Genomic DNA, 23,545 nt, shown 5'->3' on the forward strand with positions numbered 1-23,545 from the left:
CATACTCCTCCGGTTTACTTCTTCAATGCGTTGGCAAGCGCTTCGAAGATTTCAATGAACGTCTGGATCGACTCGTTGGTGTACGTATCCGCCGGAGCATATACGATTTGTCCCTTCGTTATGGCCGTCGTATTTTGCAGCGCAGGCGAATTTTCGATGACGTCCTGGGCCGGCACCTTCTCTTCCGTGCTGTTGATGGCCGCGTCGCGGTCCATGACGAACAGCCAGTCGGGGTTGCTCTGAGCGATCGCTTCCACCGAGATCTCGTCGCCCTGGTGGTCGGTCGTCGTATTGTCGACTTGCAGCGAGGGCACCCAGCCGAAAATGTCGTACAGCGGACCCCACACGCGGCCGTTGTGCGGCGCCGAGTAGCCGATGTTGCCGCCGGAGACGATGACGCTCATGACGGTGTCCGTTCCGTTGTAGGCGGCCTTGGCGGCTTCCAGCGCCTGATCAAATTGCTCGATCAGCACTTTCGCTTCTTCGTTCTTGTCGAAGATCTGTCCGAGCAGCGTCGTGACGTCCTTGAAGCCGTTCACCAGTTTCTCGCCCGCTGTGCCGTCATCGGCGGATACATCGATGTTCAGGTTGACGACCGCGGCGTTCGGAACCAGCTTCTTGATGTCTTCATAGTAGCTCGCGAAACGTTGGCCCACGATGACAAGCTCCGGATCGACCGCCGCGATGATCTCCAGGTTGGGTTCCCGGTGGTTTCCGATGTCTTGCACCGACTCATCCGACACATAGCCGGAGCCGGCCGGCATGACGCCCTTCGGAGCCGCGGCGAGCTTGATGCCCCACGCTTCGAGCGTCTCGAACGTCCGGTTGTCAAGCGACACGACCGTCTTCGGATTGACCGGAATCGTGACCGTATTGCCGCTCGCATCCGTATATTCGATCGTCGCCGGCTGCTCGGGTTCGGCCGCGGCCGTGTCGGCCTCATTCGAGCCGGCGGCACTGCTCGTGTTGTTGTTCGCGCCGGCATTGCCGCCGGAATGGTTGCCGCTCGTCTTGTCCGCGCTGCCGCAAGCCGCAAGCGCCAGAACGAGTACGGCGGTGAGCAAGAGGGTTGCATATCGTTTCATTGCGTCTCTCCCCGTCCTTTGCGTTTTTCTTATTGATAATGAATATCATTATCACAGATGAAATTATAGCAACCCCTTTTCCAAATTTCAACACTGAAAAATGTGAAAAAATATGGCAGGCTGTCTTGGCGACAACCTGCCTTACGATTCGGGCTCTTATCGTTTCAGTCTGATCCGAATCGCACCCATGTCTTCGGATGCCGGATCGTTCTACCACAATACGAGCAAACATCCAGGCCGAAAGCACCATCTCTCCCAATTTGTTCTATCGGTCGTCCGCATACCTTGATCTATTGGATTCAAACATTCATACCCGGAATAAACGGAGGCGCGTCCCGTGCGAGAAAACAAATCGGCCGGCGCGGGAGATGGATCTTCCGGCGATGAAGGATGAATGGCGGCGGCCCATGATGCGGATTGTTTCGGCCGGGAGAAACCGGAATGATCACGCGTCTCCAATGCAAAAACGCGTCGGGCGCATACGCATCCCGTGCGCATGCGCCCGTCCTCGGATTACCGGATCTGTTCGCCGCCCTCCAGCCGAATCTCATAATAATGGTCCCGCGACGCTTCTTCAATTTCCAGATAAGCCCAATGGGCCGCCGGCACATCCGGCCAGCTCGGCCGCGTGACGCCATGCAGCGGACCGCGTCCGAACATCCGGTTGATCACCTTGACCGCTTCCGCCCGGGTCAGATGATTGTCCGGCCCGAATCTGCCGTCCCCGTAGCCGCCGAAGATGCCGGCCGCAGCAGCCGCCTCGATGGAAGCCGCCGCCCAGTGGGTCGGTTTCACGTCGGCAAAACGGGGGTTCGCACCGGCCGGTGCGCCGAGATTCTGGTACCGCGCGGCGATGGCCGCCATCTCGGCCCGCGTGACCGGATCGTTCGGCCTGAAGTTGCCCTGGGCGTCCCCGCCCATCAGACCGGCGCTCTTCACGTATTCGATCTCGGCCGCCGCCCAATGGGTCGGCTTCACATCCTTGAAGGTGCCTTGACCGCTCCGGGCGCCGCCAAAGTCCAGGTTGCGCGCCAGCAGCACGGCCAGCTCGGCCCGCGTGATCGCCTGATTCGGCCGGAAGGTGCCGTCGCTGAAGCCTCTGATGTATGCCGGGTGATACAGCACCTGCTCATCCGGCTCCTGTCCGTCGCCGGGCGTGTCCGGGGTTTCCGGGGTCTCATCGGGTTCCGAAGGATCGGGCGACGGAGCCGGCGGCACATAAGGCACGCCGATGTAGAGCCGCTCGACCGATACTTTCGCAACTGCTTTCTCGACGACTCCCTCCACGGTGCCTTCCACCGTGAAGGTTCCCGGGTTGGCGTAACTTGCCGGATCGATCGCATCCCATACGACTGCGCGCTCTTCCGAAGCGATGCCCGTCGCGTTGTGATTGATATCCACCTTCACTTTGTCAGGCAGCACCGGCGCGGTTCCGACCGTCGTACTGACGCTCACTTCCTCGATGCCGCGCACTTTGCTCTGCGCGAAGAGCCAGTCGATGAGCATGCCGCGCTCCTCGTCCACATACTCGTTGTAGACCGGGAGCCATACGGCGTGGCCGTCGAACTTCCAGCCGTTGTACGGCGGGTTGTTCAGCCGGTTCTCCGGCAGAATGCTCAGCTTCGAATCATGCCAGAACGGGCTGTAGGTATTGTACGTTTCGACAACCCGCTCGTACAGGAAGTCGTCCACATCCACGAATACCCACAGCGGCAGGTACGCGACCGCCTTCGCATTGGCCTCGTTGCCCGGACCGCCGGCGGGACACAGCGGTGCCGCGGCTGCCGGGAAATCCGGGAACGTCTGCAGGAACGTCCAGGTCGAACCTCCGCCCATCGAGAACCCGGTGATGTAGATGCGGTTCGGGTCCACCTTGCCGTCTTCGATCCATTGGTCAATGACCGCCTTGACCTTGTGCATCGCCTCCGGTGTCGTCGCGTTCCGCGGCGCCAGCACATGGGTCGGGTGCTTCGCCTGGTTCTCCGGATTCGCCCATACGGTGCCGCCGTTGCTGAACCGGATCGGCGTATAGATATCGTTGCCCTGTCCGCCTCCGTGGAAGAACACGACAAGCGGCAGCGGCCCTTCGGCTTCTTCGCTCAGGAAATAGCTGTAGTCCAGTCCGTCATGGTTCGCGTACTTGAACTTATCCAGCACCGGGCTGACGACAGCCGTCTGGGTGAAACCGTCCGGCACGAGGGTCGTTCCGTCCGTGAACTTGATGCCGGAACCTTTGTACGTGATGGTGTACTGCGAATCGAAGGTATAGCCGCCGTCATTCGTGGACCCGCCGTCGCCCCAGCCGACATCCGGGAAGTCGATGACGATGTACCGTCCGGTGTCGGAGCGGGAACCGACATCGTTCACCTGGCTTACGTACACATCGATAATCTCGCGCGGGCCGTCATACGCGACGTAATCCGGGTCGACGATCCGGGTTTGCCGCACGTGCGCTTCGAAATCGTCCTTCGACAGCGAGGAGCCGTCGACTTCCTTGCCGGCGTCGATGATGACGGCATCCGTGCGTTCGTGGAAGGCGAAGTTCTCGTTCCTCAGAATGAACGGGAGATATACGGCTTCCGTTACCGTTACAGTTGCCGGCTCCAACTCCGTTTCCGGCACAATTTCCGGCACGGCTTCCGGCCCTTCTTCCAGAACGGTATCCGAAGCCGTCTCCGGCGGATCTTCCGCCGCGATAACGGCAGGGAGGTGGAGCGTCAACATGAGGAAAGCCATCAATGTCGCGATCAGCTTTTTCTTCACCATGACAATTTCGCCACTCCTTTCGTTTATAACGTTTTAGCAAAACGCCGGAGTTGAACGAAATATCCCCCTTTTACCACCCCCGTCCAAGATAATACGTTTTAGCATCGATCAGTCTAGCAAAAGCCATTGGGCATATACTGTCGTATCCTGGGGGTCGGCCAAACTTTTTTTATGCGCGGTCTCGACAAAACGAAAAAGCCCCTGCCTCGGCTAGGAGCCTCAATTTTCCGCTTTACGGAGATCCATGGACCTATATAGCTTACAATTTTCGGCCCGATGACACGGGAAAGCGGAGCCGGTGAACGGTTCACGGGCTCCGCTGTTCCGGTTGGGCGGCACCTTCCATGATCTTTCCCTCGATGCATGCTTTCGAAATCTCCATCGCGCGGATCAACGGTTCAAACTGATTGTATTTCGGGCTTCCTTGCTCATATTTGCGCTGCGCTTTCGTCGTCTTGTGGATGATCGATTGGACGGGCGGGAGCGCATCCCTCAGTTCCCGGCTTGTATAATCTGCCGATGGATCGTTGGTCAGAAGCGCCTTCGAGATTTGGAGCGCCTTGATCCTGTTCTTCAGCAGCGAGTGCCGGGACGATCCTTCCGTGAACTTCTGCTGCATTTTCTCGCATTTGGCGATGGTCGAGGTGAGCAAGGCAACGGTCCGCTCCAATTCTTCTTGGTTGAGTTCCATCAAGCTGCCTCCGAAATACAATCATTTAAAAATAAAGAAACTTTGTGCAGCATTCGAGCGTCTTCCCATATGTAAAATTTCTGATGCGAGGTGTCCCATGAAAAAGTTGTCGTTATGCGCCGCAGTGCTGCTTCTGTGCTTGCCGATGGCCGCATCCGCACAGGAAACAGATTATTCCTATTATACAAAATACGCCGTCAAAGTCATCCTGAATGGCGAGGAAATGGATTTCACGCCTCCGGCGATTGCCGTAAATGACAACACCATGGTGCCGTTCAGGCAGCTGTTCGAAGCCTATGGCGCTGAAGTGATTTGGCAACCGGGCACGAAAACCATTACGGCAACCAAAGATGGTACTACAATCAAAATTACCATTGATAGTCAGACCGCTTATGTCAATGATGAGGAAGTGAAATTGACACAATCTCCTTTCACTTCCAAATACAAAGACGGGAATATGTACACTTTCGTGAACCTCAGATTCATCAGCGAGGCTCTGGGCGCCGTGGTCACATTTACGAAAGAACCCGTGCCGACCGTGTATATTCAGCACTGGGATTGACGCGCGGTTCAAGCATGGAAGATGAGATAGGGGCGCCGTGATGACGGGCGCCCCTTCTTCTTTATGCTTCAGGAAACATTCTTCAACCGTGCCGTCACGACCGTCTGCCCCAGCCGGTTGTTGTCGACTCTCACCTGGATGGCTTTCGTCGTCACATGGCCTTGCCTGTCCGTGATGGTAATGGTGATGGTGTCCTCCTTCAGATGATCCGGATAGTCTTCCAGATTCATATGCCCGATGGACGACCCGTTCTCCGCGGCAAGTTCCCGCTTCTCTTCTTCCGTCAAACTGTCAACATCAATGTCTATCGGATCATACCCGAATCCGTAGAACCGCGAGAAATTGTCCTCGGCGGCCCACTCGTACATGTTCCAGGCCGTCCAGCGGTACCAGATCTGGTCGTAGTCACGGAAATCCTCATCGAAAGTCATCGTCATTTCCTTGTCGTAGAGCAGATTGAAATCAGCGACGGATGTTTGGGTTTCTTCGTCGAAGTGCTGGTAATATTCCACGTTCCAATACTTCTCGTGCTGCGTCTTCGTCCAGTCCACCGCGTAGACATATTCATTTTTCGCTTTAATATGGATCGAGGCGATATTTTCTCCTTCAATATAGAATTCCAGCCCGGGTCTGGAGTCGACGTAGCTGACGGTTGTGACATGCTCATCCCGCTTCCCTTCCCGGTCCGCCAACTTGAACACGGGGCCGTCTTCCCCGGCCTTCACGCTGATCGCGTAAGCGGGTGCCGCCTTTTCGAACGGAAGGTTGACCATGACCACCACCGCCAGCACAAGACCGACCGCGAAGCCCGCAGCCCGTCTCAACCGCCTGCCCGTCACCCGTCCCTTCATCGACCGGCGATTCAACCGCTCCCATATGTGCTGCTTCATTCGAGCTTTCTGCTCTTCATCCGGCGCCATCCCGTCAAATACAGCCCGCAGCCTTTCCTTAGTCAAAGAAATCATCCCCCAACTCCAGCTTCAGGCGCTTTCGCGCATCCCTCATCCGTGTCTTGACGGTGTTGATGTTCAATTTGAGCATTTTCGCAATCTCGAGCAATTTGTAGCCTTCGTAATAATACAGGTACAAAAGCAATCTGTGGTTGGGAGGGAGTCTGCGCATACCGTCCATCATCTCGTGCTGCGGCAAACGGTCGGCATGCTGCTCATCGGGCATGCCCGTTTCAAACTTGACGACCTTCTTCCTCCACCATCTGCGGTGTTCATCCCGGCAGTGATTGCGGGCGGTGGCGATCAGCCAGGCTTTCTCGTGTTCAACACTTTGGAAGGTCATATTGCTGCGCATGAGCTTGACGAACACGGACTGGGCCGCATCCTCGGCATCCTGTCTGTTGCCCATCATCGCGTAGCAAATGCGGTAGACGGTGTCGATATGGCGTTCATACAGTTCGCTGAATACAGATTCCATGGAATCGTTTGGCTTCATCCGAAAAGCAAATCCCTTCGATCACACGCAGCCAGGGACTTCCCGCCGCTCCCCCCCTTTCATCTATTACACGAATGAGAGCAGGAGAAGGTTTGCGGATTGCATTAGTTTTTTCGCATTTCCTCTTTGATCACGTAAAGCAACTCCAATATCCTGTCGTTAAACATCTCGATCTTCTTCTCGAACCGGATAAGCAGATAACAGGTAAGCACGATCGGAAACCCAAAGTTGGAGATCGATGTCGTGATCAAGGTCATCAACTGCGTGTCTTCCAATATCATCACCCCCATTCCATATGTGCCTGCATCTTATTAAGTAAAGAGAGCATGAAATAACAACCATTACGGCCGGAACAATAAAAAAAAGAGACCTGCTGCGGTCTCTTCATGCGTTCTGTTATTTCACTTGATCAATCCGAACCTCATCCGCTATCGGCTGAACAGCGTTGGCCATGGGCGAATCAACGTATTTGCCGGGTCGGGTGTTGCCGTGAAGCATTTCACCGCCGCCTTCTTTCCAATAGTGAACGACATCCGACTGAAACCGGTCCAGATTGAAATAAACTCTGGACTTCTCCTCCGGGGGACGGACTCCTCTTTCCTGGGCGTAAACGCCTTGCTCGGCTCCCAACACCCCTTCCCACACCAGACGCTTCACATCATGCTTGATTTCGTAATAAGAAAGCAGATTTCCCCATTCATAATAGTATCGAAGCGCCTCTCCTTCCGGAAAAATGAACGTATGGGAATGCATCTCTCCTGTACTGCCAAGCGTGTTGACATCCTCGGTGGGCAAGGAGATCGCAATTTTTCTGGCCTCCACCAGATCATCACCATGGTAAAGCGCTTCATACATCTCCTTCTTGTCGGCGCTGCGGATCACAACCGAGTTGATCTCCGGAAGCCATTTCACGTCCGCCTGGAACGCTTCGCTGACAAAGCGAACCGGAACATAGACCCGGTCTTTGATCAATCGGGCAGGCACGTCCAGCGTCATCGTCGTGTCGCCCAGCATGGCCGACTTGCTTCCTACTGTAAGTACCAGCTTACTTTTGGCTTGGGGCGAGGCAACGGTCACCTGTTTCGTCTCGTGATTCCATTGCAAGTCCAGATTCAGCTTCTTGAGCGATGCCAAGGCAACCAGCATCCGTCCATTTACGAGTACGGGAGCCGCGTCCGTATTCATTTTTTCGCTGTTGATGTACAGATGGACTTCATCAGCGGCCTGCAATGGCAGTGTAAAAGCAAGCAGCGACAGAGCAGCGATCAGACAGGCAACAATTTTCTTCACAGCTTTTCCTTCCTCCATCCTAATCTGTAGTTCCGCATGATCCGTTATCCACTCCGGAATCCATTCTACATAACAGACGCACAAATTGAGCTAAAGTTTCTTTAAAAAGCAAAATCCGGATATTAATCCTTTTTAAAGTTGGCTCTGTGGACCAAGGCTTCAATCCGCTGCCACTTGCCTGTATAAAAATGCAAGCCTTGATTAATGACCGCAGCACCTTGAAGGAAAAACAGGAGGGGACATCTACCGCTTCTTTTGGCGACTAATGGCCAGAGTATAGAGGGCAGTTATATGATTTATAAAAGGCGCTCCACATGGAGAAAGGGATTTAGACACTAATATGGAATTATATAGAATATATAATCCTCGAAAGGGGGGCATGACATTAACTTCCCTGCTGGCCCCAAGCAACTACCCACCGAATGAAAGTCCAAATGAGGCCGCTGCACTCGACAGAGAACCCGGACACACACCTGCGGCCAATGTTTTCAAAATATTTTAATTATTCATTGTATTTTGACGGTTGTAGTTTGGCCGCATTTTTTTACTAGTTAAGTGAATGGGGGTGGTGAATCATGAATGCTCAGCAAAGTAAATGTCTGAGAAGCTTTCGTCAAGGCTTGAGGAGATTTGCGTGGAGACTGCAATACAGCTCGAAGGTCAGGCATTCCAAGGAGTCTCTCTCTTTGGACGAACGGCATTACGGCTACAACTTCACATCCGATGTCATCACGACAATTTATATCAAGGAACTGCTGTTGATGATTCCATCTGAGAAAGCGCGGTACATTGTCAAAAGGTTGTATCTGGATGGATATACGGAAAAAGAAGTCGCAACCGAACTCCAGTTGAGCCAACAGGCGGTGAGCAAATGGTTCCGATTAAAGGGGAAGCCTTGTCCATCATTGAAAGGAGGAGTCATTCGGGTCCTGTCCTGTCAACCGCCTCGTGCTTACGCTAATCCGAATCGTTGGAGGCGTTCTGGTGAATAACTTACCAAAATCGAGGATTGAATACCTCAGCTTTTATCGTGCATTTGCGATATTGGCTGTCATCATGATTCATGTCACTTCCTTCCCGCTGATACGTGTCCAGCAAGGCTCGTGGAAACACGATTTCTACTTCATATTGAACACTTCCAGCCAGTTTGCTGTACCGGCGTTCCTTTTTTTGAATGGCTTTCTGCTGTTCTATAACTACTACGCCATGCATGGACGGGGATGGATCGCAACCTTCTACAGGAAGCGAATACTGTACATTCTGATTCCGTATTTGGCATGGTCGCTGTTTTATTATCTGTTTTGGCAATATCAAACCCAGGGCAACGCATGGCTGAATGCGGATCAGTTTATGATCAGGCTCATTACGGGCAATAACTACACGCATCTGTATTTCTTCATCATCATTATCCAGTTTTATGTGTTATTTCCCGCTCTGGTTCATATCGTTCAACATGCCAAACTTGACAAATGGCTCATCCTTATTGCACTTGTGTCTCAAGTGATCTTCTTCATCCTCAACAACCACTGGCTCCATATCCAAAGGACTGGCGTGCTGTTTATTTCATACTTCCTGCAGTTTTGTGCGGGGGCCTATGTGGGGATGCATTATGAACATGCCGTTGGCAAGTTGATCAAGAAGAAGTGGGCGATTACAGCTCTTTTTATGGTCGGATCTCTGCTCTATATCTTTGCCGGGAAGGTGTACTTCCACTGGCTTCCGGCACTTCTGCCGTATAAGGCTTACCTGAACCAGGTCATCTATTTGTGGTTTACGCTTGCAGCAAGTGCATTTCTGCTGCTGCTGGCAAACCGGATATACAACGTGGATGCCATGACATGGGTAAAACGCGCTTTGAACAGCATCGGCGCAGCTTCATTTGTCATTTTTCTGTCGCATCCGTTCTTTCTTGCACTGTGGCGGAAATATGTGGTTGACAGGTTCGGCGCTTACTATCACTATTTGACTCTTCTGGGATTCGTGGTTGTGCTGCTTTGCTCGTGGGGGAGTTATCTTCTGCTGGCGAAATATAGACGATATACATGGTGGATAACCGGAAAATGATTTTTACGATGGCAGATTCCGCCGATAACAGGCAATAAAAACCCGGAGGCTTGCACGAAGCAAACCTCCGGGTTTCTTCATGATCGCCGGCTGCGCGTCAGCCGCGTCAATCCAGCATCGTCTTGTCGCCGTAGAATTCTTCCCATTTCGCCTTGCGCTCGTCGATGATCGCCTGACCGCCGGATCTGAGGTAATCCTCAAAGCCGGAGTCATAGACTTTGTCGAACTCCGAGACAGGCGCCACAATCGCCTTGTTCAGGACCGTATCGCGCTTCTCCTTGAGCGCTTGGCCCACGCCGTTTTCCGCTTTGATCTCGCCCACGTTGACGTTCTTGCCGACTCTGCCTTCATTCGTGGTGATGCGGTGCGCGATCTCAATGTACCGCTTATCGACGCCGGCATAGCCGTTCGCGATCGACTTGACGGTGAGATCGGGATCGCCCAGGTCGAGGCCGTTGACCGTAATCGTATAGTCGATGTTGTTCGGCGAGTTCATGATCTTCTCGCCCGTAGCGGCCAGCGCCTTGTAGGAACCGTCCGGCATCTTCTCGTGGGTGACGCCTTCCTCGCCGAATTGCAGGAACAACCGGTTTTCGAACTTGGAAATCCAGTTCAGATAGAGCAGCGAAGCGATCGGTTCCTTGTTCGTCGCCGGGAAGAAGATCTTCCGGTCGATCGGCGGCGACAGGAACTTACGGTAGATGCCGGCGTCGTTCGGGAACGTTTCGATGGCGACAAACGCCGCGTCCGGGCCGACCATACGCTGCAGGCTGGCATGGATGCTGTCTTCGCCGTTGCGGTACGGGTAGTCCCAGTTGTGAATGAACGCGCCGACGTAGCCCGCTTTCATCAGGTTGTCTTCCGTCGGGTCTCCTGCGGGATACAGCGAGAAGTCTTTCCAGATCAGCCCTTCATGGTACCATTTGTTCAGGACCCGGATGGCTTCCTTGTAATTCGGGAGCAGGAATTTCCGATCATCAAAGCCGTAAACAAAGAGGTCCTTGTCCGTAATGTCGTCGGGCACGAACGACGTTGTCAGGTGGTCCGCGCGCCAGCCGACGTCAAAGCTGATCGCGAACGGAATCATCTTGTCCGCCTGATCGCCCAGCAGCAGGGCAGCGTTGTCCCGGAACGCCTTCAGCATGTTCTCGAATTCTTCCAGGTTTGTGGGCGCTTCCATGTTGAGCTTCTTCAGCCAGTCTTCACGCACGAACGTGTTGATGCGGTTCAGAACGGCAAGCCGTGCCTCGAGGGCCCAGATGGTGCCGGTCTTCGGATCCTGGTCCCAATAGATGTTGGTATCCGTCAGCAGATCCCACAGATCCGGAAGAATGTCTTTGGCCTCTTCCAGATAAGGCGCCAGGTCAAGCACGCCGCCCATGTTCGCGTACGTCTGGATCGTCGGGTAGGAGTAGGTGACGCTGATGTCCGGCGCCTGGTTCGCCGCCAGCAGGTTGTTGATGACTTCGCCCTCCGTCCAGCGCGGTACGGGGACAAACTCGACTTCCACGTTGTGGTCGCGAAGCATGCCTTCCTTGATATAATCCGTATAGAAGTTGTCCTCCGGCGGGGTGCCGCCGTCATTGCCGCGGTCGTAGATTTCGACCGTAATCTTGCGGGTCTCCTTGAAGCGCAGGTTCTCATCGAGACCCCATTTCTCCAGTTTGGAATCCGAGCTGCCGCCCGAATTGCCCGAGCTTCCCTCCGAACCGGAGTTGCCCGTGTTCGGCGTGCTGTTTGTCGCGTTCGACGAACCGGAATTGTTCTTGCTGCATCCCGCGAGTACCAGCACGGATGCCAGAACGAATGTCAGGATGGACATCACGATACGGCGAGATCTCATCTTCGCTCCCCCTCACATGCTCATTAACTGGAATTTTATATAAAAATTGACAGTGTCAGTGACAAAGTCAATTTTTACCCCGCTGCAGGCTTCAACTTTCCGGATTTCTTACCCTTTGACGGCTCCGAGCGTAACGCCCGAGATGAAATATCGCTGCAGCCACGGATACACGAACAGGATCGGCACCGTCGCGAACATGACCGTTGCCGCTTTGATCGTTTCGGACAAGCCCGGAGTCGAGAAGCCTTCCTGCGTGGCCACCTCAATGCTGTTGATGCTGTTCAGGATGTTGTACAACAAAAGCTGGATCGGGTAATATTTCCTGTCGTTCATGTACATCAGCGCGTCCGAGAAGCCGTTCCACCGGCCCACCGCATAGAACAGCGCCAACGTGGCGAGTACGGGCGTGGACAGCGGCAGATAGACGTTGAAGAGGACCCGCAGCGGACCCGCTCCGTCGATTTCCGCCGACTCTCGGAGACTTTCCGGTATCGTGTACAAGAAGCTGCGCAAGATGATGACATAGAACACGCTGATGCAGTTCGGAATGATCAGGACCAGCGGATTGTTGAGCAGGTGCAGCTCCTTCAGCAGCAGGTACATCGGGATGGTGCCCGCGTTGAAGTACATCGTGAACAGAATGAGCGCGACGAAAAACTTCTTCCCCTTCAGGTTGTCATAGATGAGCGGGTAGGCGCACAAGATCGTCATGAACAGGGACCAGATCGTGCAGATCACGGTCAGGATGGCCGTCCATGCCAGCGACCAGGTGTACTTGGAGTCCCCCAGCACGGTCGTGTATGCATCGAAGTTCAGCCCTTTCGGCCAGAGCAGCACCTCATTCTTGATCAGGGCGTCCGCCGAACTCAAGGAACGTGCCAATATGGTCAGCACCGGCAGAAGACAGACGAAAATCAGAATCAGACAGATGAATACGACAACCCAGTCCCCGATTTTGGCGCTTTTTGTTTTGACCATGATGCTGCAGCCTCCTACCAAATGCCGCGTTCGCCGAATCTCTTGGCCAGAGCGTTGGCCGCGAACAGGAAGATGACGCACACTACGGACTGGAACAGCCCGACAGCGGTGGAAAGCGAGAATTGCAATCCGCGAATACCGTAGTTGTACACGAAGATCGAAATGACGTTCGATACATCGGTGACCAGCTTGTTGCTGAGTGCATATGGCCGGTCAAATTCGCTGCTCAGAATTTGGCCGAGGCTCAGAATCAGCAGCACGATGATCGTGGGACGAAGACCGGGCAGCGTCACATGCCAGATCTTGCGGAAACGTCCCGCTCCGTCAACCGATGCGGCCTCGTACAGCTCCGGATTGATGCCGGTGATGGCAGCCAGATAGATGATGGTGTTCCAGCCGACGCTCTGCCAGATGCCGAGCACCACGTACGTGCCCACCCAGTAAACGGGATCGTTCAGGAACGGGATCGAATCGAAGCCCATTCGGTTCAGCAGAATGTTGATCAGCCCGTTCGTCGGGGCCAGCAGCTGGAGCGCCATGCCGGAAATGATGACCCACGACAGGAAGTGGGGCAGATAGACGACGGTTTGGGTGAACCTTTTAAAGCGCTTAAATACCAGTTCATTCAAAATCAGGGCGAGAATGATGGGCGCCGGGAAACCGAAGATCAGGTCCAGGAAGTTCAGCATCAGGGTGTTTCTCAGCGCATAGATAAAGTCCCGGTTGGAGAATGCCTGAATAAAGTATTCGAAGCCGTTGTTGTCCGCCCATTTCATCTCCCAGGGACTTTGGACAATGCTGTACTCCTTGAACGCGATCTGAATGTAGTGCATCGGGATATAGCGGAATGTGATAAAAAACGCGACCGGAAGAATCAGCATCGCATACAGGACCCAGTAGCGTCGCAGATAGCTCAATGTTTTATTCCAGTTCATCGCGGATGTCGACATGGATGTCTCAGTGCCTCCTTCAACATTTGGCGGCCCTTGTCTGTTCCATTTTCCATCATGGCACCGGCTTGCCTGTAAGCGTTGCCATCCTCTAACACAATTTAGCATCGGGGTTAACGCCCGACAATAGCCGGAATTTAGTTAACCGTGGCTGATTAAAGATAATTTTTTTTAACGGCCGGCTGCTAGGCCCGGAGACAGTGCGACGGCGTGTAGCCTTTGATCATCTTGAATTGCTTCCGGAAGTGGGATAAATCTTTATATCCGCAGCGCTCCGCGGCTTCGCTCACGTTGCACTCGCCGTTCTGCAGCATGTCCTGCGCGTGGTTGATTCTGGTCTGCGCCAGATATTGATGGACCAGCATCCCCGTCTCTTTCTTGAATAAAGCCCCGAAATAGACGGCATTGAGCCCTACCATATCGGCCAGTTCTTTCACCGTAATATTGCTCGCGTAGTTTTCGGAGATATAGCTGATGGCCTTCTTCACCCGGTAGTCCGTGCTGGCGGAGTCTTTTTTCAGGAGAATCAGTTCAATGAGCCGATGGATGATGACGAGCAGGAGCCCCCGGGTTTTGATGAGATAGCCGGCCTCTTTGCGCACCCAGGCGTTGGACAGCTCGCGGAAGAGCCCGATGAGGTCGCTCTTGATCCCGATGTGCGATACGAGAGGAAGCGGCAGATCGGCCATCTGACCGTTCATGTCGTAGAGTTTGAAGTTGGCGGAGTACAGATGCATCAGGTCGTCGATGGTGCTGTGGGCCTTGCGGAGGCTTCCCGTGGGCACGCACAGCAGATCTCCGCGTCTCACCTCGTGCGCACCCCGTTGATGGTATAAATCCCTCTGCCTTCGACGACATAGGTGATATCGTAGAAAGATATGACGTTCTCCGCAATTTCCCATGACGGCGTGCATTTTCTGTAGATCAAATAGCCGATATCGGGGACCAGTTGGTCGTTGATTTCCAACGCCATGTTTCATCCCTCCCGGAAAGACCTTTAATTTGAACCCATTTACTATCTTTCTACCTTTCAACCTTGGTGTCAACAAAACACAGCATGCCCCCGAAGGCAAATGTTGGAGACCGGCCGGCGGCGCAGACGCATTGGCCTGGGAACTGAACATGACAGGGTTGAATTAAACAAAAAGAGAGGCCATCAGCCTCTCTCGAGTTCCGTGTGCTTTATGGGTCACTGACCGCTATATTCTTCGATCGACCTTTCGAATATACCCTTGTGCAATCCAGCTCAACCGGATTGTATGTTTCCGAGTCCGCCTTCGATCAAGCTCCTGCCGCTCCAACTTATCAATTCTTAATATCCGGCAGCCGATACCCCATATTCGGCTTGTTCCCGAGTATATCCTTCGAAAATAAGCTGATCGATGAGTTCCTGCTTGGAGAACGGCATCAGACTCAAGTAATTTTGGGCCGACTTTGCAGCTTGTTCATTCCAATCAGCATCGCAATGATCAATGGCATATTGCGCTTCCTCGGATGTATAGCCTTCAAATTCAAGCTGCTCTCTCAAACCTTGCGCAGAGAACGGGGCAAACCGCAAATAATTCTGGGCCGACTTCAGAGCTTGTTCATTCCAATCAGCGTCGATATGTTCAACAGCATACTGCACTTCTTCTGAAGAATACCCTTCAAATTCGAGCTGCTCTTTCAGACCTTGCGCAGAGAACGGGGCAAACCGCAAATAATTTTGGGCTGAAGCAAGCGCATTTTTTTCACCCAATGTTGCCGTATCAGCCGGCTCCTCTGCCGCAGGCTGTTCCGCTGCAGATTCTTCCGCAGTCGGTTCTTCAGCCTTCACTTCTGAATCGCTTGCTTTCGAAGCCTCTTCACTTTTTTCCGCAACTGCGGATTTCTCTTCACTTGCAGAACCTGTTGATGTCGTTTCTGATTCTACTGTGACTTCGCCGCATCCCGAGACCACGGCAGCCAGCAGAACCGCAAGAACGATGACCCGTTTTGTTGTTTTCATATCCCTTTCCCCTTTTTTGTTGTAATATGTCATATTCTATCATAAAAAAGGGGAGATTTTCCACGTCTTACAAGGTGCAATTGAAGTGTTCGGGGGCCCAACTGAAATTTTTGCTGAACAACGATCCCATCACCAATGCTGAATTAACAAATCACCTGATTGATCCGGCCAAATAAGCGCGTTACGAATCTTCCCCGGCAAACGCCAGCTTATCGATCCAATAGGAGGCGAGCGCCTTATCCGTTTTCTCTTCAATGAATTGAATCTCGAGAATTCGCTCCGGCCCGACCTTGTCCCGCAAAACATCCGCCAGATCCGGATCGCTCACCAGCGTGAAGCTGTGCCCGCCCTGGTACACTTCGCCCGGCTGCAGTAGAATGAGCTCGCTCCCGCTCTCGCGTTCCGGCGCGATTTCTTTCCGCTTCTCGGTCATGCTGTCGACCAACGTGTCATCGTGGCAGATGTACTTGACATAGAACGGCCCGAGCTCTTCGTCCGACTCGTTTCGAATCCGGAAGAACGTCGCGAACAACCTGAATTCGCCGTTGTCGTAGCAAGCCAGATGCGTATTACGCCGGGTCCACATACAGCGAAGCGGGAGCGCTCGCTCCCTCATCCGCCTTATCGGCGCAGCCCGCGGACAGCAGGAGAAGCGCCAGGCCGAGCAGCGGCACAACCCGTATCATGGCCCGGCATGCCCTGCCCGCGGTGTTGTTCGTCTCATGATCGGAGCTCGCCCCCAGGCAACCGCCTTGCCAATTTGAAGTTCCCGGCATGATCTCCCTATCCCTCCTCCATGATGCGTGCGCAAAAACACCCGCCTTGCCGGGCGGGCGCTTCAGCCGCGTCAATCCATTTCATCCAGCAGGAGACGCGCGTCCTTCGAGTCGATTTTTCCGTCCCCGTTCAGATCTTCTGGGTGATGAATCCAGAGCGTCGCGATGTGAACGAATGCAAGCGGGCTGTCCGTCGGCAGGCCGAGGATCGACTTCAAACGTTCGGACAGCATTTCGAGCCGGATCGTCTGCGTTTTCGGTCCGCGGATCAGCTCGATCGTATAGCCGGGCTGGACGATGTGGTCGTCGCTCACGGCAACGCCTTCGCGATCCCGAACCATCATGACCGTTCCGGATACCGTCACGAACCGTTCCTTGAGCCTGCCGGCCGTCATTCCTCTCGGGACGCCGCTGTATACGTACCCGTCGTCGCCGGTATCGAACCATCCGGCCAGCACGCCGAGCACAAGGTTGTCCGGCACCTCGCGGACGATGCTCAGCACGTACTCCGCTTCCCTGCCCGTTGCGGGATCATACAGGCGGATCGGCAAGCTCATCTCATCGTCCGTGATCGGAATGAACGCTTCGACCGAACCGAATTGGCGGACGCCCGCCAGTTCGATCTCCACGTCCGCGCCGGCCGATGCGGTCACCGCGACGGCGGAAGCATCATGGTCGACGGAGATGCTGTAGAGCGAACCGACCGGCTCAATCTCCCGGCCGTCGACGATCAGGCTCGCCAGCTTCGGAGCATCGGGCGCAGGCTCCTTCGCGATGACCAGATCATATTCGCTTGACCAGTCTCCCTCCGGCGTCCCGACCCGAATCGATACGGCTTTCACCGGCTCGTTCAGATAGACCGTCGCCGTGACGGATGCAGCGGGCCCTTCGTCCCCGACGTACACAACACCGTTCATGGACGATGCGGTGACGACGGCAACGTCCGCATTCCATGCGGCGGTATATTCATAATAGGACGAACCATCCTGCCGCGGCTTCGGATAGACGGGATTCCCGTCCACCGCCAGTTCGTCCAGCAGCGGTGTGACCCGGTCGTTCAAAGGAATGAAGAACGAATCGCCATAATAATCCTGATAGGTCCACTGATTCTCCTCCCGGAGCAGCGGCACAACCTCCAGGTATGCCGCTCCCTCCGGCACGTCCTCCAGCATGTATTCAAACGTATCCGCCAGCCTGTGATTGACATATACCCTCGCTTCGCCGCGGATCGGGTCTTGATTCGAATCGGAATAATACAGATCGTACGCCGTCAACGCATATTCGCCGGTGTCCGGAAGCGTCCATGTGACCGTTCCCGCGCGGCCGCCTTCGGTCCAGTCGATATCCCTGAACGACGGATTGTCCGGCAAGTACGATTCATGGAGCGCTTCCATGCCGTTATCTTCGTATTGGATCCGCGCATCCTGTTCCGTCATCTTGTCGATTATCGGGAACTCGGCGGTCTTGGCGTACAGGTTCCCGGCCGTGTCGACGAGCTGGATCGCGACATAACGATAATCGTAATGATCGGCTTCGATGTTCTCCAGCGCGAACGAGTAGGGGCCTTCGTCCACAGGAATGTATCGGATTCCGGACGACCAATAACTATCCTGCGCCGGCATAATTTTGTAAAAGGCGAACTCCGTATCATTCGGAACGTCCTCGAACTCGATCAGCGGATCGATCCGGTTGACGCGGGGATCCCTGTCGACGACGGTGATATTCTCGGGAAGGTTGATGTCGTCCATCGGGATGACGACGTTGGTCGGAGCCGGAACCCCTTGGATAAACTTGTCAACCTGAATATAGGCGGGATCGTCGGGAAGCTCGCATTCGAATTCGTATAGGGCCTCTCCGTACATCTCGCAGGCATGGGGTGTCCCTTCCCGATCGTAGAGATCCATCTTGAGCTCGCCCCAAATTTCCATACGAAGGAGCAGATAACCCGCGAGAACGCCTTTCTCTTCATCCTCGTATGCGTAGAAGGCGTCCAGCTGCACGAGGTTGTCCGTATCGTCGGAAGCTTGCACGATGAACGCCTCTGCGCTGTCCGCGCACACCTCTCCGCCGATGGAGAAATGATAGGTGTTCGACTCCATCGTAAAGCATCCGCTCGGCAAAATTTCAACGGCGTACGTGACGTACCCTTTGCCCGGATTCGGGATTTCGGCCGCCGTGAGCGGTTCTTCGGACCAAGGAAACGTCTGCCGAAAGACCAGATCATCGATCGGCCCATCCGATCCAAACACGTGGACAAGACGCGTTACCGGATCGGGCATGACGAATTCGTGGATGTACGTATCCAACACATCGACTCCGACCATCAGCGTGATCACGAGCCGGTATGCGCCGGGCTCCAGCGATTTGTTCAGATTGCCGCTTATGAGATCCTGTTCACCGTTTTCAATCGTGATCTCCGACTCGTCGGGCAACCGGTACAAGTTGATCGACTGATGGAACGAATCCGGATAGAGTATGGTCCAATCGATTCGGATCTCGTCTCCGTAAAGTTCACTGGATTCCAATTGGATCCAGCCATTCGGCGAAAGATTCGCATGGACGATGCCATCATGGCCGAACCCGCCGATCGGCGCGAACGCCGCCAGCGCGGCGACAAGCAGGACGCACAGCGTTCGCATCCGGATAAGGTACCCCATCCCCAGGCCTCTCCTCTCATTGCGTCCCGCTGTTCGACATTCGTTCCTGCACGCCGCCGACAACAAGCCGCAACATTCAAGTTTGTTGGACAAATCATGACAACATTATACCAAACCTTTCCATACTGTGGGTATTCCATCAACTCCTTCAGGATCAGGATCGCCTTGGCACGGTCGTTGACGATGGCAGCTATAGCAGCTCCAGCCGTTCCTGAATTGCGGCCAGGCTGTCCAGCGCCCGGCCTTTGATGAACACGTCGAACTGATCCTCATGGCCGGTTTCTTCCGCGTTGATGAAAATGCGTCCGGCCCTCGTCAGGAACGGCAGCTGATTGACCGGCGCGACCTGCAGACTGGTGCCGATCACGAGCACCGCATCCGCCGCCCGGATGGCGGCAATGGCCGCATCCCATGCTTCCTGAGGCAGCATTTCGCCGAAGAGCACGACATTGGGGCGAAGCCTGCCGCCGCATTGGCATTTCCGCTTCTGCAGAAACGCCTCTTCCGCGTGCGGCGCGCCGCAGGCGTGGCAGCGGAACGCGCGGATCGTGCCGTGCAGCTCGTGCACGTTCCGGCTGCCGGCGGCCTGATGCAGACCGTCCACATTCTGGGTGCCGATGCAAGCCAGCATGCCCCGCTTCTCCCATTCCGCCAGGATGCCATGCCCCCGATGGGGCCTGACCGTCTTCAATTGCGTGATGCGCGCCGCATAGAACTCATGGAAGAGATCATAATCGGACTCGAGCGCTTCGACCGTCGCGACCGTCCGGGGATCGATGCTGCGCCACCATCCGCTCGGGGAGCGGAAATCTTTCACGCCGGCATCCACCGAAAGCCCGGCGCCCGAGATCAGCACCATGCTGCGGGCATCCCGTATGAGCAGCGCCGCGCGATGAATCGGATCGTATGCTTCCGTCATGTCGCCAATTCCTTTCATCCATGGATTCCAAGATCATCATACACGAAAATGCAATCGGGATCGCAGCATACGACTGCGATCCCGCTTACTCCATCCTCTATTCAAGGCGTCCTTCTCCACCCATCAGCCTCGTCATTTCCTCGATCCGCTCAAGCGGAAACGGGGGCTGCGTCAATGGTTTCATGGCGATGGACATCAGTTTCATCGGATTGTCGTCTGCCGCAACCCGGTTGGAATTCAAGGTTCCGCACCTGATGCAGCGATGAATGATCGCCCACTCGCCGTTTTTTCGAACCCATACCGAGACGGGCTCCATACGCCCGCCGCAGCCGGAAGCCCGGTCGCCGGGCTCGATGTCCACATGCAGGCTGGTCAAGCAATTGGGACAGTGGTTCCGATGCCTGCTTCCCGCGCCCTCCGGCACGACCAGCCTCCCGCAGACTTTGCAGGTAAACGTGTCATGGCATGCGTGGGTTTTGTAGTAGCCTTTTTCGAACGATCTTCTTTTATTTTCCCTGTTCAACGAGATACCCCTCCGTATCGAATCAAATCCTGTTGATTCTGCGTACGGGAGGCTTATACGGAAATATCCGGGTACAGCCTCCCGGCTATACCACAGACTCCGCGCGGTGGTTGTTCTTCCTGAACATGAAAACAACTCTCCTTTGCATACCGTTTCAGCATGAATATAGCAGTTTCCCGGCGCATGGTGGTATGGAGTGTTTGCCTTAAATCAAATTTTCCATAGTAAAAAGCAACGGCGGCCGCCATGGCCGCATCACGCTTTCATCTGATCCGGGCTGTTGACGTTGCGGAAGAAGCGCTCGGCATCCCCGGCGTCAGGGACAAGGGTCGATCCATCCAACCATTCCGCATCCGCCTGCTCCAGCAATTCCAACACCCGATATCGGCCGCCGTCCAACGCCTTGCGCAATGGTTCGAGCATGGCCCTGCTCCAGATGCTGACCAGCGGGTGCTTTCGTTCCCCGAGCCGAACCGCGCAGACGTTCTGACCACCTGCGGCTTCCAGCAGCCGGTCCGTCACATCGCTCGTCATGAAAGGCATGTCGCACGGCAGCACGGCGTAACGGTCGGCCTGAACCGCGCACATTGCCGAATAGATGCCGGCGAGCGGCCCCAGCCCTTGATAGTCCTCGTGGTCCGTGATCACGGATAGAGGGTCGGGGAACCGTTCCTTGAGCGCTTCGCGCGTCACGATGACCACCGCATCGCAGACGGGAGCAAGCGCGTCGACGGCCCGTTCATAGAAATATCGCCCCTGATGGATGCCGAATGCCTTCGGCGAGCCGAAGCGGACCGAACGGCCTCCGGCAAGCACGACCCCCGCCGTTTTCAATCTTGCAGCATCGCTCGCCTTTCTTCCATATCGCTTCGCGGCTACGGAATCCGCCATTCCGCTTCACCTTCTTCCGTCCCCGGCAAGAGGACATCCACGATTGCCCCGCGCCGAAACCCTCTCGATCCGCCGGGCAGCACCATCAGCGCGTTGCTTCTGGCGATCGAGCTGACGGCGTTGGATTTGTTGAATCCGGCGGGCGCAACCGTGGGCCGGCTGCCGTCATGACGATAGACCGCCCTTACGAATCGCGTGAACGGATTCGGCTTCGTGAAATCCTCCGTCAGCACAGCCTGCGTGTGCGGCAGGTACGGCTTCCTGCTCCCCATCATGCGCAGCAGCGCCGGTCTGGCGAAGATTTCAAATCCGACATAGCAGGCGGACGGGTTCCCGGACAAGCCGAACAGAAATTTGCCTTCCCATACGGCAACCGTGGTCACGCTGCCCGGACGCATCGCCACTTTGTTGAAGAGCACCTTCGCCCCGAGCCGCTCGTAAATCGCCGGCAAGTAATCGTAATCTCCGACCGACACCCCGCCCGTCGTGATGACGCAGTCCGTCTCCCGGAGCGCCCGCCGGACAAGCTCAAACGCCTGATCGAGATCGTCCCGCACGAATCCGTACGAACGGGACGGGATGCCCAATCTGGCGAGTTGTGCCGCGATCATCGGCCCGTTGCTGTCGCGGATTTTCCCGGGCGCCAGCGGTTCGTGCACCTGAAGCAGCTCCGTACCCGTGGTCATGAGCCCGACGACCGGCTTCCGGGTGACCCGCACGCTGGCATAGCCGAAGGTGGCGAGCAGCGCGACGACGCCCGGATGAATGAGATACCCCTGCTCCACGAGCACCTCGCCGGCCCTGGCGTCTTCGCCCCGGAGGGAGACGTTCTCCCATGCGCGGAACGGCTTCCGGATCGCGAACCCCTGCCCGTCCTCCACGGCCTGCTCCAGCATGACGACCGCGTCGGCGTTCGGCGGCAGGGGAGCGCCGGTCATGATGCGCACGGCTTCCCCTTCTCCCAGCCCGCGCGCCGGCATCTGCCCGGCACCGATCTGCCCGACGACCCGGAAGGAGATGCGGCGGTGTTCGCCGGCCCACCTGGAATCTTCGGAACGGATCGCGAATCCGTCGTAAGGCGCGCGGTGAAAAGGCGGAACATCATGCGAGGCGACGACCGGTTCAGCCAGAATGCGTCCGTAACTGTCCGCCAATGCCGCCGTCTCCGCCCGGGGAGCCGGCACATGCGCCATCAACAGCTCAAGCGCTTCTTTGACCGCAACGGGTTTTCGGATTTGGACCAAAGTGATGCATTCCTTTCGTCCGAACAGTTGGTGCCGTCTACAAGAACAGTTTGACATCGGAGCGAATCCGGTGCAAGCGCTCTTCGATTTCAGAACCGGTCTTGCTATACTGGATTGAAAGGAGATGAAGCCTGCGGATATTCCAAGATTGCGGCTTCGGTGTGGAAAATGGATCAGACATTGGATTGGAATGCGTTCGTCTCGCCGATCTGGCTGTCGGTCAAAGTCAGCTTCATCGCCAGCATCCTGGTCATGATCCTCGGGATCTGGGCCGCCCATAGCATTGGCGGACGGCGCTTCATCGGAAAAACATTGCTCGAGACAAGCCTCATGCTGCCGCTTGTCCTCCCGCCCACCGTCGTGGGGTTTCTCCTGCTTCTGCTCCTGGGCCGCAGGAGCTGGATCGGCAAGCTGTGGGAGTGGTGGTTCGACCAGCCGGTCATCTTCACCTGGTATGCCGCGGTGGTCGCCGCCGTCGTCGTGTCGTTCCCGCTCGTCTATCAGACGCTGAAAGCCGGTTTTGCCTCCGTGCAGAAGGAATACAAGGAAGCCGCGCGCCTGGACGGCGCGAGCGAATGGCAGGTGGTGTGCAGGATAACGATCCCGCTCGCCGCGCGTTCGCTCGCGACAGCCTATGTGCTGGGATTTGCGCGCGCGCTGGGGGAATTCGGCGCGACCCTGATGGTGGCCGGGAACATTCCCGGCAGAACCCGGACCATTCCGACCGCCATCTACGCGGCGGTGGAAACGAATCAATTGCAGCTTGCGGGGCTGTGGAGCGCGGTCCTCATCTGCCTCGCCTTCGTGCTGCTGCTGGCGACCCGGACGAAATCGTAGGTTGGTGCAAATCAAGAAGCTCCAAAGTCGACACCG

The 23,545-nt window shown here is 55.6% G+C and carries 24 protein-coding genes; 4 read left to right on the plus strand and 20 right to left on the minus strand.

What is annotated here, in order from left to right; all coding sequences use genetic code 11:
* Positions 1 to 14: 14 nt before the first annotated feature.
* The 3 genes from C6W55_RS07665 to C6W55_RS07675 form a co-directional block, all read right to left on the minus strand.
* On the minus strand, positions 15 to 1,085 hold the full coding sequence (locus C6W55_RS07665) for a siderophore ABC transporter substrate-binding protein (protein ID WP_286892186.1): 1,071 nt from the start codon (positions 1,083 to 1,085) through the stop codon (positions 15 to 17).
* A gap of 513 nt (positions 1,086 to 1,598) precedes the next feature.
* A complete protein-coding gene (locus C6W55_RS07670) occupies positions 1,599 to 3,851 on the minus strand; it encodes an S-layer homology domain-containing protein (protein ID WP_286892187.1) in 2,253 nt (750 codons plus the stop codon).
* A 307-nt stretch (positions 3,852 to 4,158) separates the two neighbouring features.
* Positions 4,159 to 4,542: a hypothetical protein gene (locus tag C6W55_RS07675; RefSeq protein ID WP_286892188.1), complete on the minus strand. Its 384-nt coding sequence runs from the start codon at positions 4,540 to 4,542 to the stop codon at positions 4,159 to 4,161.
* Between the two features lie 97 nt (positions 4,543 to 4,639).
* On the opposite strand from C6W55_RS07675, the gene C6W55_RS07680 reads away from it, so the two are divergent.
* On the plus strand, positions 4,640 to 5,104 hold the full coding sequence (locus C6W55_RS07680) for a copper amine oxidase N-terminal domain-containing protein (RefSeq protein ID WP_286892189.1): 465 nt from the start codon (positions 4,640 to 4,642) through the stop codon (positions 5,102 to 5,104).
* 68 nt (positions 5,105 to 5,172) lie between these two features.
* Here C6W55_RS07680 and C6W55_RS07685 read toward each other — a convergent pair whose 3' ends face one another.
* The 4 genes from C6W55_RS07685 to C6W55_RS07700 form a co-directional block, all read right to left on the minus strand.
* Complete coding sequence (locus tag C6W55_RS07685; RefSeq protein ID WP_286892191.1) at positions 5,173 to 5,994, minus strand: hypothetical protein; 822 nt, start codon at positions 5,992 to 5,994, stop codon at positions 5,173 to 5,175.
* 58 nt (positions 5,995 to 6,052) lie between these two features.
* Positions 6,053 to 6,550 (minus strand): RNA polymerase sigma factor, encoded by a 498-nt coding sequence (locus C6W55_RS07690; RefSeq protein WP_286892194.1) that lies wholly within the window; start codon positions 6,548 to 6,550, stop codon positions 6,053 to 6,055.
* Positions 6,551 to 6,654: 104 nt separating this feature from the next.
* The gene (locus C6W55_RS07695; protein WP_353682015.1) at positions 6,655 to 6,840 is read right to left on the minus strand and encodes a YvrJ family protein; all 186 of its coding nucleotides are present in this window, start codon (positions 6,838 to 6,840) and stop codon (positions 6,655 to 6,657) included.
* A 106-nt stretch (positions 6,841 to 6,946) separates the two neighbouring features.
* Positions 6,947 to 7,840 carry a copper amine oxidase N-terminal domain-containing protein gene (locus tag C6W55_RS07700; RefSeq protein WP_286892196.1) on the minus strand — a complete coding sequence of 298 codons (894 nt, stop codon included), beginning with the start codon at positions 7,838 to 7,840 and terminating at the stop codon, positions 6,947 to 6,949.
* A 686-nt stretch (positions 7,841 to 8,526) separates the two neighbouring features.
* Between C6W55_RS07700 and C6W55_RS07705 the strand changes: the two genes are divergently transcribed.
* Together C6W55_RS07705 and C6W55_RS07710 are read left to right on the plus strand one after the other, a co-directional pair.
* The gene (locus C6W55_RS07705; RefSeq protein ID WP_157373512.1) at positions 8,527 to 8,832 is read left to right on the plus strand and encodes a helix-turn-helix domain-containing protein; all 306 of its coding nucleotides are present in this window, start codon (positions 8,527 to 8,529) and stop codon (positions 8,830 to 8,832) included.
* Entirely contained in the window at positions 8,825 to 9,904 is a 1,080-nt protein-coding gene (locus C6W55_RS07710; protein WP_015253703.1) for an acyltransferase, read from the plus strand. The genes C6W55_RS07705 and C6W55_RS07710 overlap by 8 nt, the downstream gene beginning before the upstream one ends.
* A gap of 106 nt (positions 9,905 to 10,010) precedes the next feature.
* On the opposite strand, the gene C6W55_RS07715 is transcribed toward C6W55_RS07710, so the two are convergent.
* The 13 genes from C6W55_RS07715 to C6W55_RS07775 form a co-directional block, all read right to left on the minus strand.
* Positions 10,011 to 11,747 (minus strand): type 2 periplasmic-binding domain-containing protein, encoded by a 1,737-nt coding sequence (locus tag C6W55_RS07715; protein WP_286892197.1) that lies wholly within the window; start codon positions 11,745 to 11,747, stop codon positions 10,011 to 10,013.
* Between the two features lie 108 nt (positions 11,748 to 11,855).
* Positions 11,856 to 12,725 (minus strand): carbohydrate ABC transporter permease, encoded by an 870-nt coding sequence (locus C6W55_RS07720; RefSeq protein ID WP_213483674.1) that lies wholly within the window; start codon positions 12,723 to 12,725, stop codon positions 11,856 to 11,858.
* A gap of 14 nt (positions 12,726 to 12,739) precedes the next feature.
* Positions 12,740 to 13,675, minus strand: a complete 936-nt coding sequence (locus C6W55_RS07725) for an ABC transporter permease (RefSeq protein ID WP_286892198.1) — start codon at positions 13,673 to 13,675, stop codon at positions 12,740 to 12,742.
* 185 nt (positions 13,676 to 13,860) lie between these two features.
* Positions 13,861 to 14,484: a helix-turn-helix domain-containing protein gene (locus tag C6W55_RS07730; RefSeq protein WP_286892199.1), complete on the minus strand. Its 624-nt coding sequence runs from the start codon at positions 14,482 to 14,484 to the stop codon at positions 13,861 to 13,863.
* Positions 14,481 to 14,648, minus strand: a complete 168-nt coding sequence (locus tag C6W55_RS07735; protein WP_286892200.1) for a hypothetical protein — start codon at positions 14,646 to 14,648, stop codon at positions 14,481 to 14,483. Before C6W55_RS07735 ends, C6W55_RS07730 begins: the two co-directional genes overlap by 4 nt.
* Before the next feature lie 339 nt (positions 14,649 to 14,987).
* A complete protein-coding gene (locus tag C6W55_RS07740) occupies positions 14,988 to 15,662 on the minus strand; it encodes an Ltp family lipoprotein (RefSeq protein ID WP_286892202.1) in 675 nt (224 codons plus the stop codon).
* 181 nt (positions 15,663 to 15,843) lie between these two features.
* Complete coding sequence (locus tag C6W55_RS07745) at positions 15,844 to 16,194, minus strand: hypothetical protein (RefSeq protein WP_286892203.1); 351 nt, start codon at positions 16,192 to 16,194, stop codon at positions 15,844 to 15,846.
* A gap of 37 nt (positions 16,195 to 16,231) precedes the next feature.
* On the minus strand, positions 16,232 to 16,438 hold the full coding sequence (locus C6W55_RS07750; protein WP_015253698.1) for a hypothetical protein: 207 nt from the start codon (positions 16,436 to 16,438) through the stop codon (positions 16,232 to 16,234).
* A gap of 71 nt (positions 16,439 to 16,509) precedes the next feature.
* Positions 16,510 to 19,095: a hypothetical protein gene (locus C6W55_RS07755; RefSeq protein WP_286892205.1), complete on the minus strand. Its 2,586-nt coding sequence runs from the start codon at positions 19,093 to 19,095 to the stop codon at positions 16,510 to 16,512.
* 190 nt (positions 19,096 to 19,285) lie between these two features.
* Positions 19,286 to 20,014, minus strand: a complete 729-nt coding sequence (locus C6W55_RS07760) for an SIR2 family NAD-dependent protein deacylase (protein WP_286892206.1) — start codon at positions 20,012 to 20,014, stop codon at positions 19,286 to 19,288.
* A gap of 97 nt (positions 20,015 to 20,111) precedes the next feature.
* Positions 20,112 to 20,537 (minus strand): RNHCP domain-containing protein, encoded by a 426-nt coding sequence (locus C6W55_RS07765; RefSeq protein WP_286892207.1) that lies wholly within the window; start codon positions 20,535 to 20,537, stop codon positions 20,112 to 20,114.
* A gap of 255 nt (positions 20,538 to 20,792) precedes the next feature.
* Positions 20,793 to 21,428 (minus strand): molybdenum cofactor guanylyltransferase, encoded by a 636-nt coding sequence (locus C6W55_RS07770; RefSeq protein WP_286892208.1) that lies wholly within the window; start codon positions 21,426 to 21,428, stop codon positions 20,793 to 20,795.
* Entirely contained in the window at positions 21,413 to 22,672 is a 1,260-nt protein-coding gene (locus C6W55_RS07775; RefSeq protein WP_286892209.1) for a molybdopterin molybdotransferase MoeA, read from the minus strand. The genes C6W55_RS07770 and C6W55_RS07775 overlap by 16 nt, the downstream gene beginning before the upstream one ends.
* Before the next feature lie 168 nt (positions 22,673 to 22,840).
* Here C6W55_RS07775 and modB point away from each other — a divergent pair, with 168 nt between their 5' ends.
* Positions 22,841 to 23,509, plus strand: a complete 669-nt coding sequence (modB, locus tag C6W55_RS07780) for a molybdate ABC transporter permease subunit (protein WP_213485531.1) — start codon at positions 22,841 to 22,843, stop codon at positions 23,507 to 23,509.
* The last annotated feature ends 36 nt before the right edge of the window (positions 23,510 to 23,545 follow it).

It is taken from the genome of Thermobacillus sp., from assembly GCF_003390775.1.
In the GTDB taxonomy this organism is placed as follows: Bacteria; Bacillota; Bacilli; order Paenibacillales; family Paenibacillaceae; genus Thermobacillus; species Thermobacillus xylanilyticus.

Coding starts and splice junctions, on each gene's coding strand:
- C6W55_RS07770 (WP_286892208.1), bottom strand. CDS start 21,428: ATGGCGGATTCCGTAGCCGCGAAGCGATATGGAAGAAAGGCGAGCGAT.
- C6W55_RS07665 (WP_286892186.1), bottom strand. CDS start 1,085: ATGAAACGATATGCAACCCTCTTGCTCACCGCCGTACTCGTTCTGGCG.
- C6W55_RS07680 (WP_286892189.1), top strand. CDS start 4,640: ATGAAAAAGTTGTCGTTATGCGCCGCAGTGCTGCTTCTGTGCTTGCCG.
- C6W55_RS07670 (WP_286892187.1), bottom strand. CDS start 3,851: ATGGTGAAGAAAAAGCTGATCGCGACATTGATGGCTTTCCTCATGTTG.
- C6W55_RS07760 (WP_286892206.1), bottom strand. CDS start 20,014: ATGACGGAAGCATACGATCCGATTCATCGCGCGGCGCTGCTCATACGG.
- C6W55_RS07725 (WP_286892198.1), bottom strand. CDS start 13,675: ATGTCGACATCCGCGATGAACTGGAATAAAACATTGAGCTATCTGCGA.
- C6W55_RS07690 (WP_286892194.1), bottom strand. CDS start 6,550: ATGAAGCCAAACGATTCCATGGAATCTGTATTCAGCGAACTGTATGAA.
- C6W55_RS07685 (WP_286892191.1), bottom strand. CDS start 5,994: ATGAAGCAGCACATATGGGAGCGGTTGAATCGCCGGTCGATGAAGGGA.
- C6W55_RS07735 (WP_286892200.1), bottom strand. CDS start 14,648: ATGGCGTTGGAAATCAACGACCAACTGGTCCCCGATATCGGCTATTTG.
- C6W55_RS07750 (WP_015253698.1), bottom strand. CDS start 16,438: ATGCCGGGAACTTCAAATTGGCAAGGCGGTTGCCTGGGGGCGAGCTCC.
- C6W55_RS07755 (WP_286892205.1), bottom strand. CDS start 19,095: ATGGGGTACCTTATCCGGATGCGAACGCTGTGCGTCCTGCTTGTCGCC.
- C6W55_RS07675 (WP_286892188.1), bottom strand. CDS start 4,542: ATGGAACTCAACCAAGAAGAATTGGAGCGGACCGTTGCCTTGCTCACC.
- C6W55_RS07740 (WP_286892202.1), bottom strand. CDS start 15,662: ATGAAAACAACAAAACGGGTCATCGTTCTTGCGGTTCTGCTGGCTGCC.
- C6W55_RS07695 (WP_353682015.1), bottom strand. CDS start 6,840: ATGGGGGTGATGATATTGGAAGACACGCAGTTGATGACCTTGATCACG.
- C6W55_RS07720 (WP_213483674.1), bottom strand. CDS start 12,725: ATGGTCAAAACAAAAAGCGCCAAAATCGGGGACTGGGTTGTCGTATTC.
- C6W55_RS07715 (WP_286892197.1), bottom strand. CDS start 11,747: ATGAGATCTCGCCGTATCGTGATGTCCATCCTGACATTCGTTCTGGCA.
- modB (WP_213485531.1), top strand. CDS start 22,841: ATGGATCAGACATTGGATTGGAATGCGTTCGTCTCGCCGATCTGGCTG.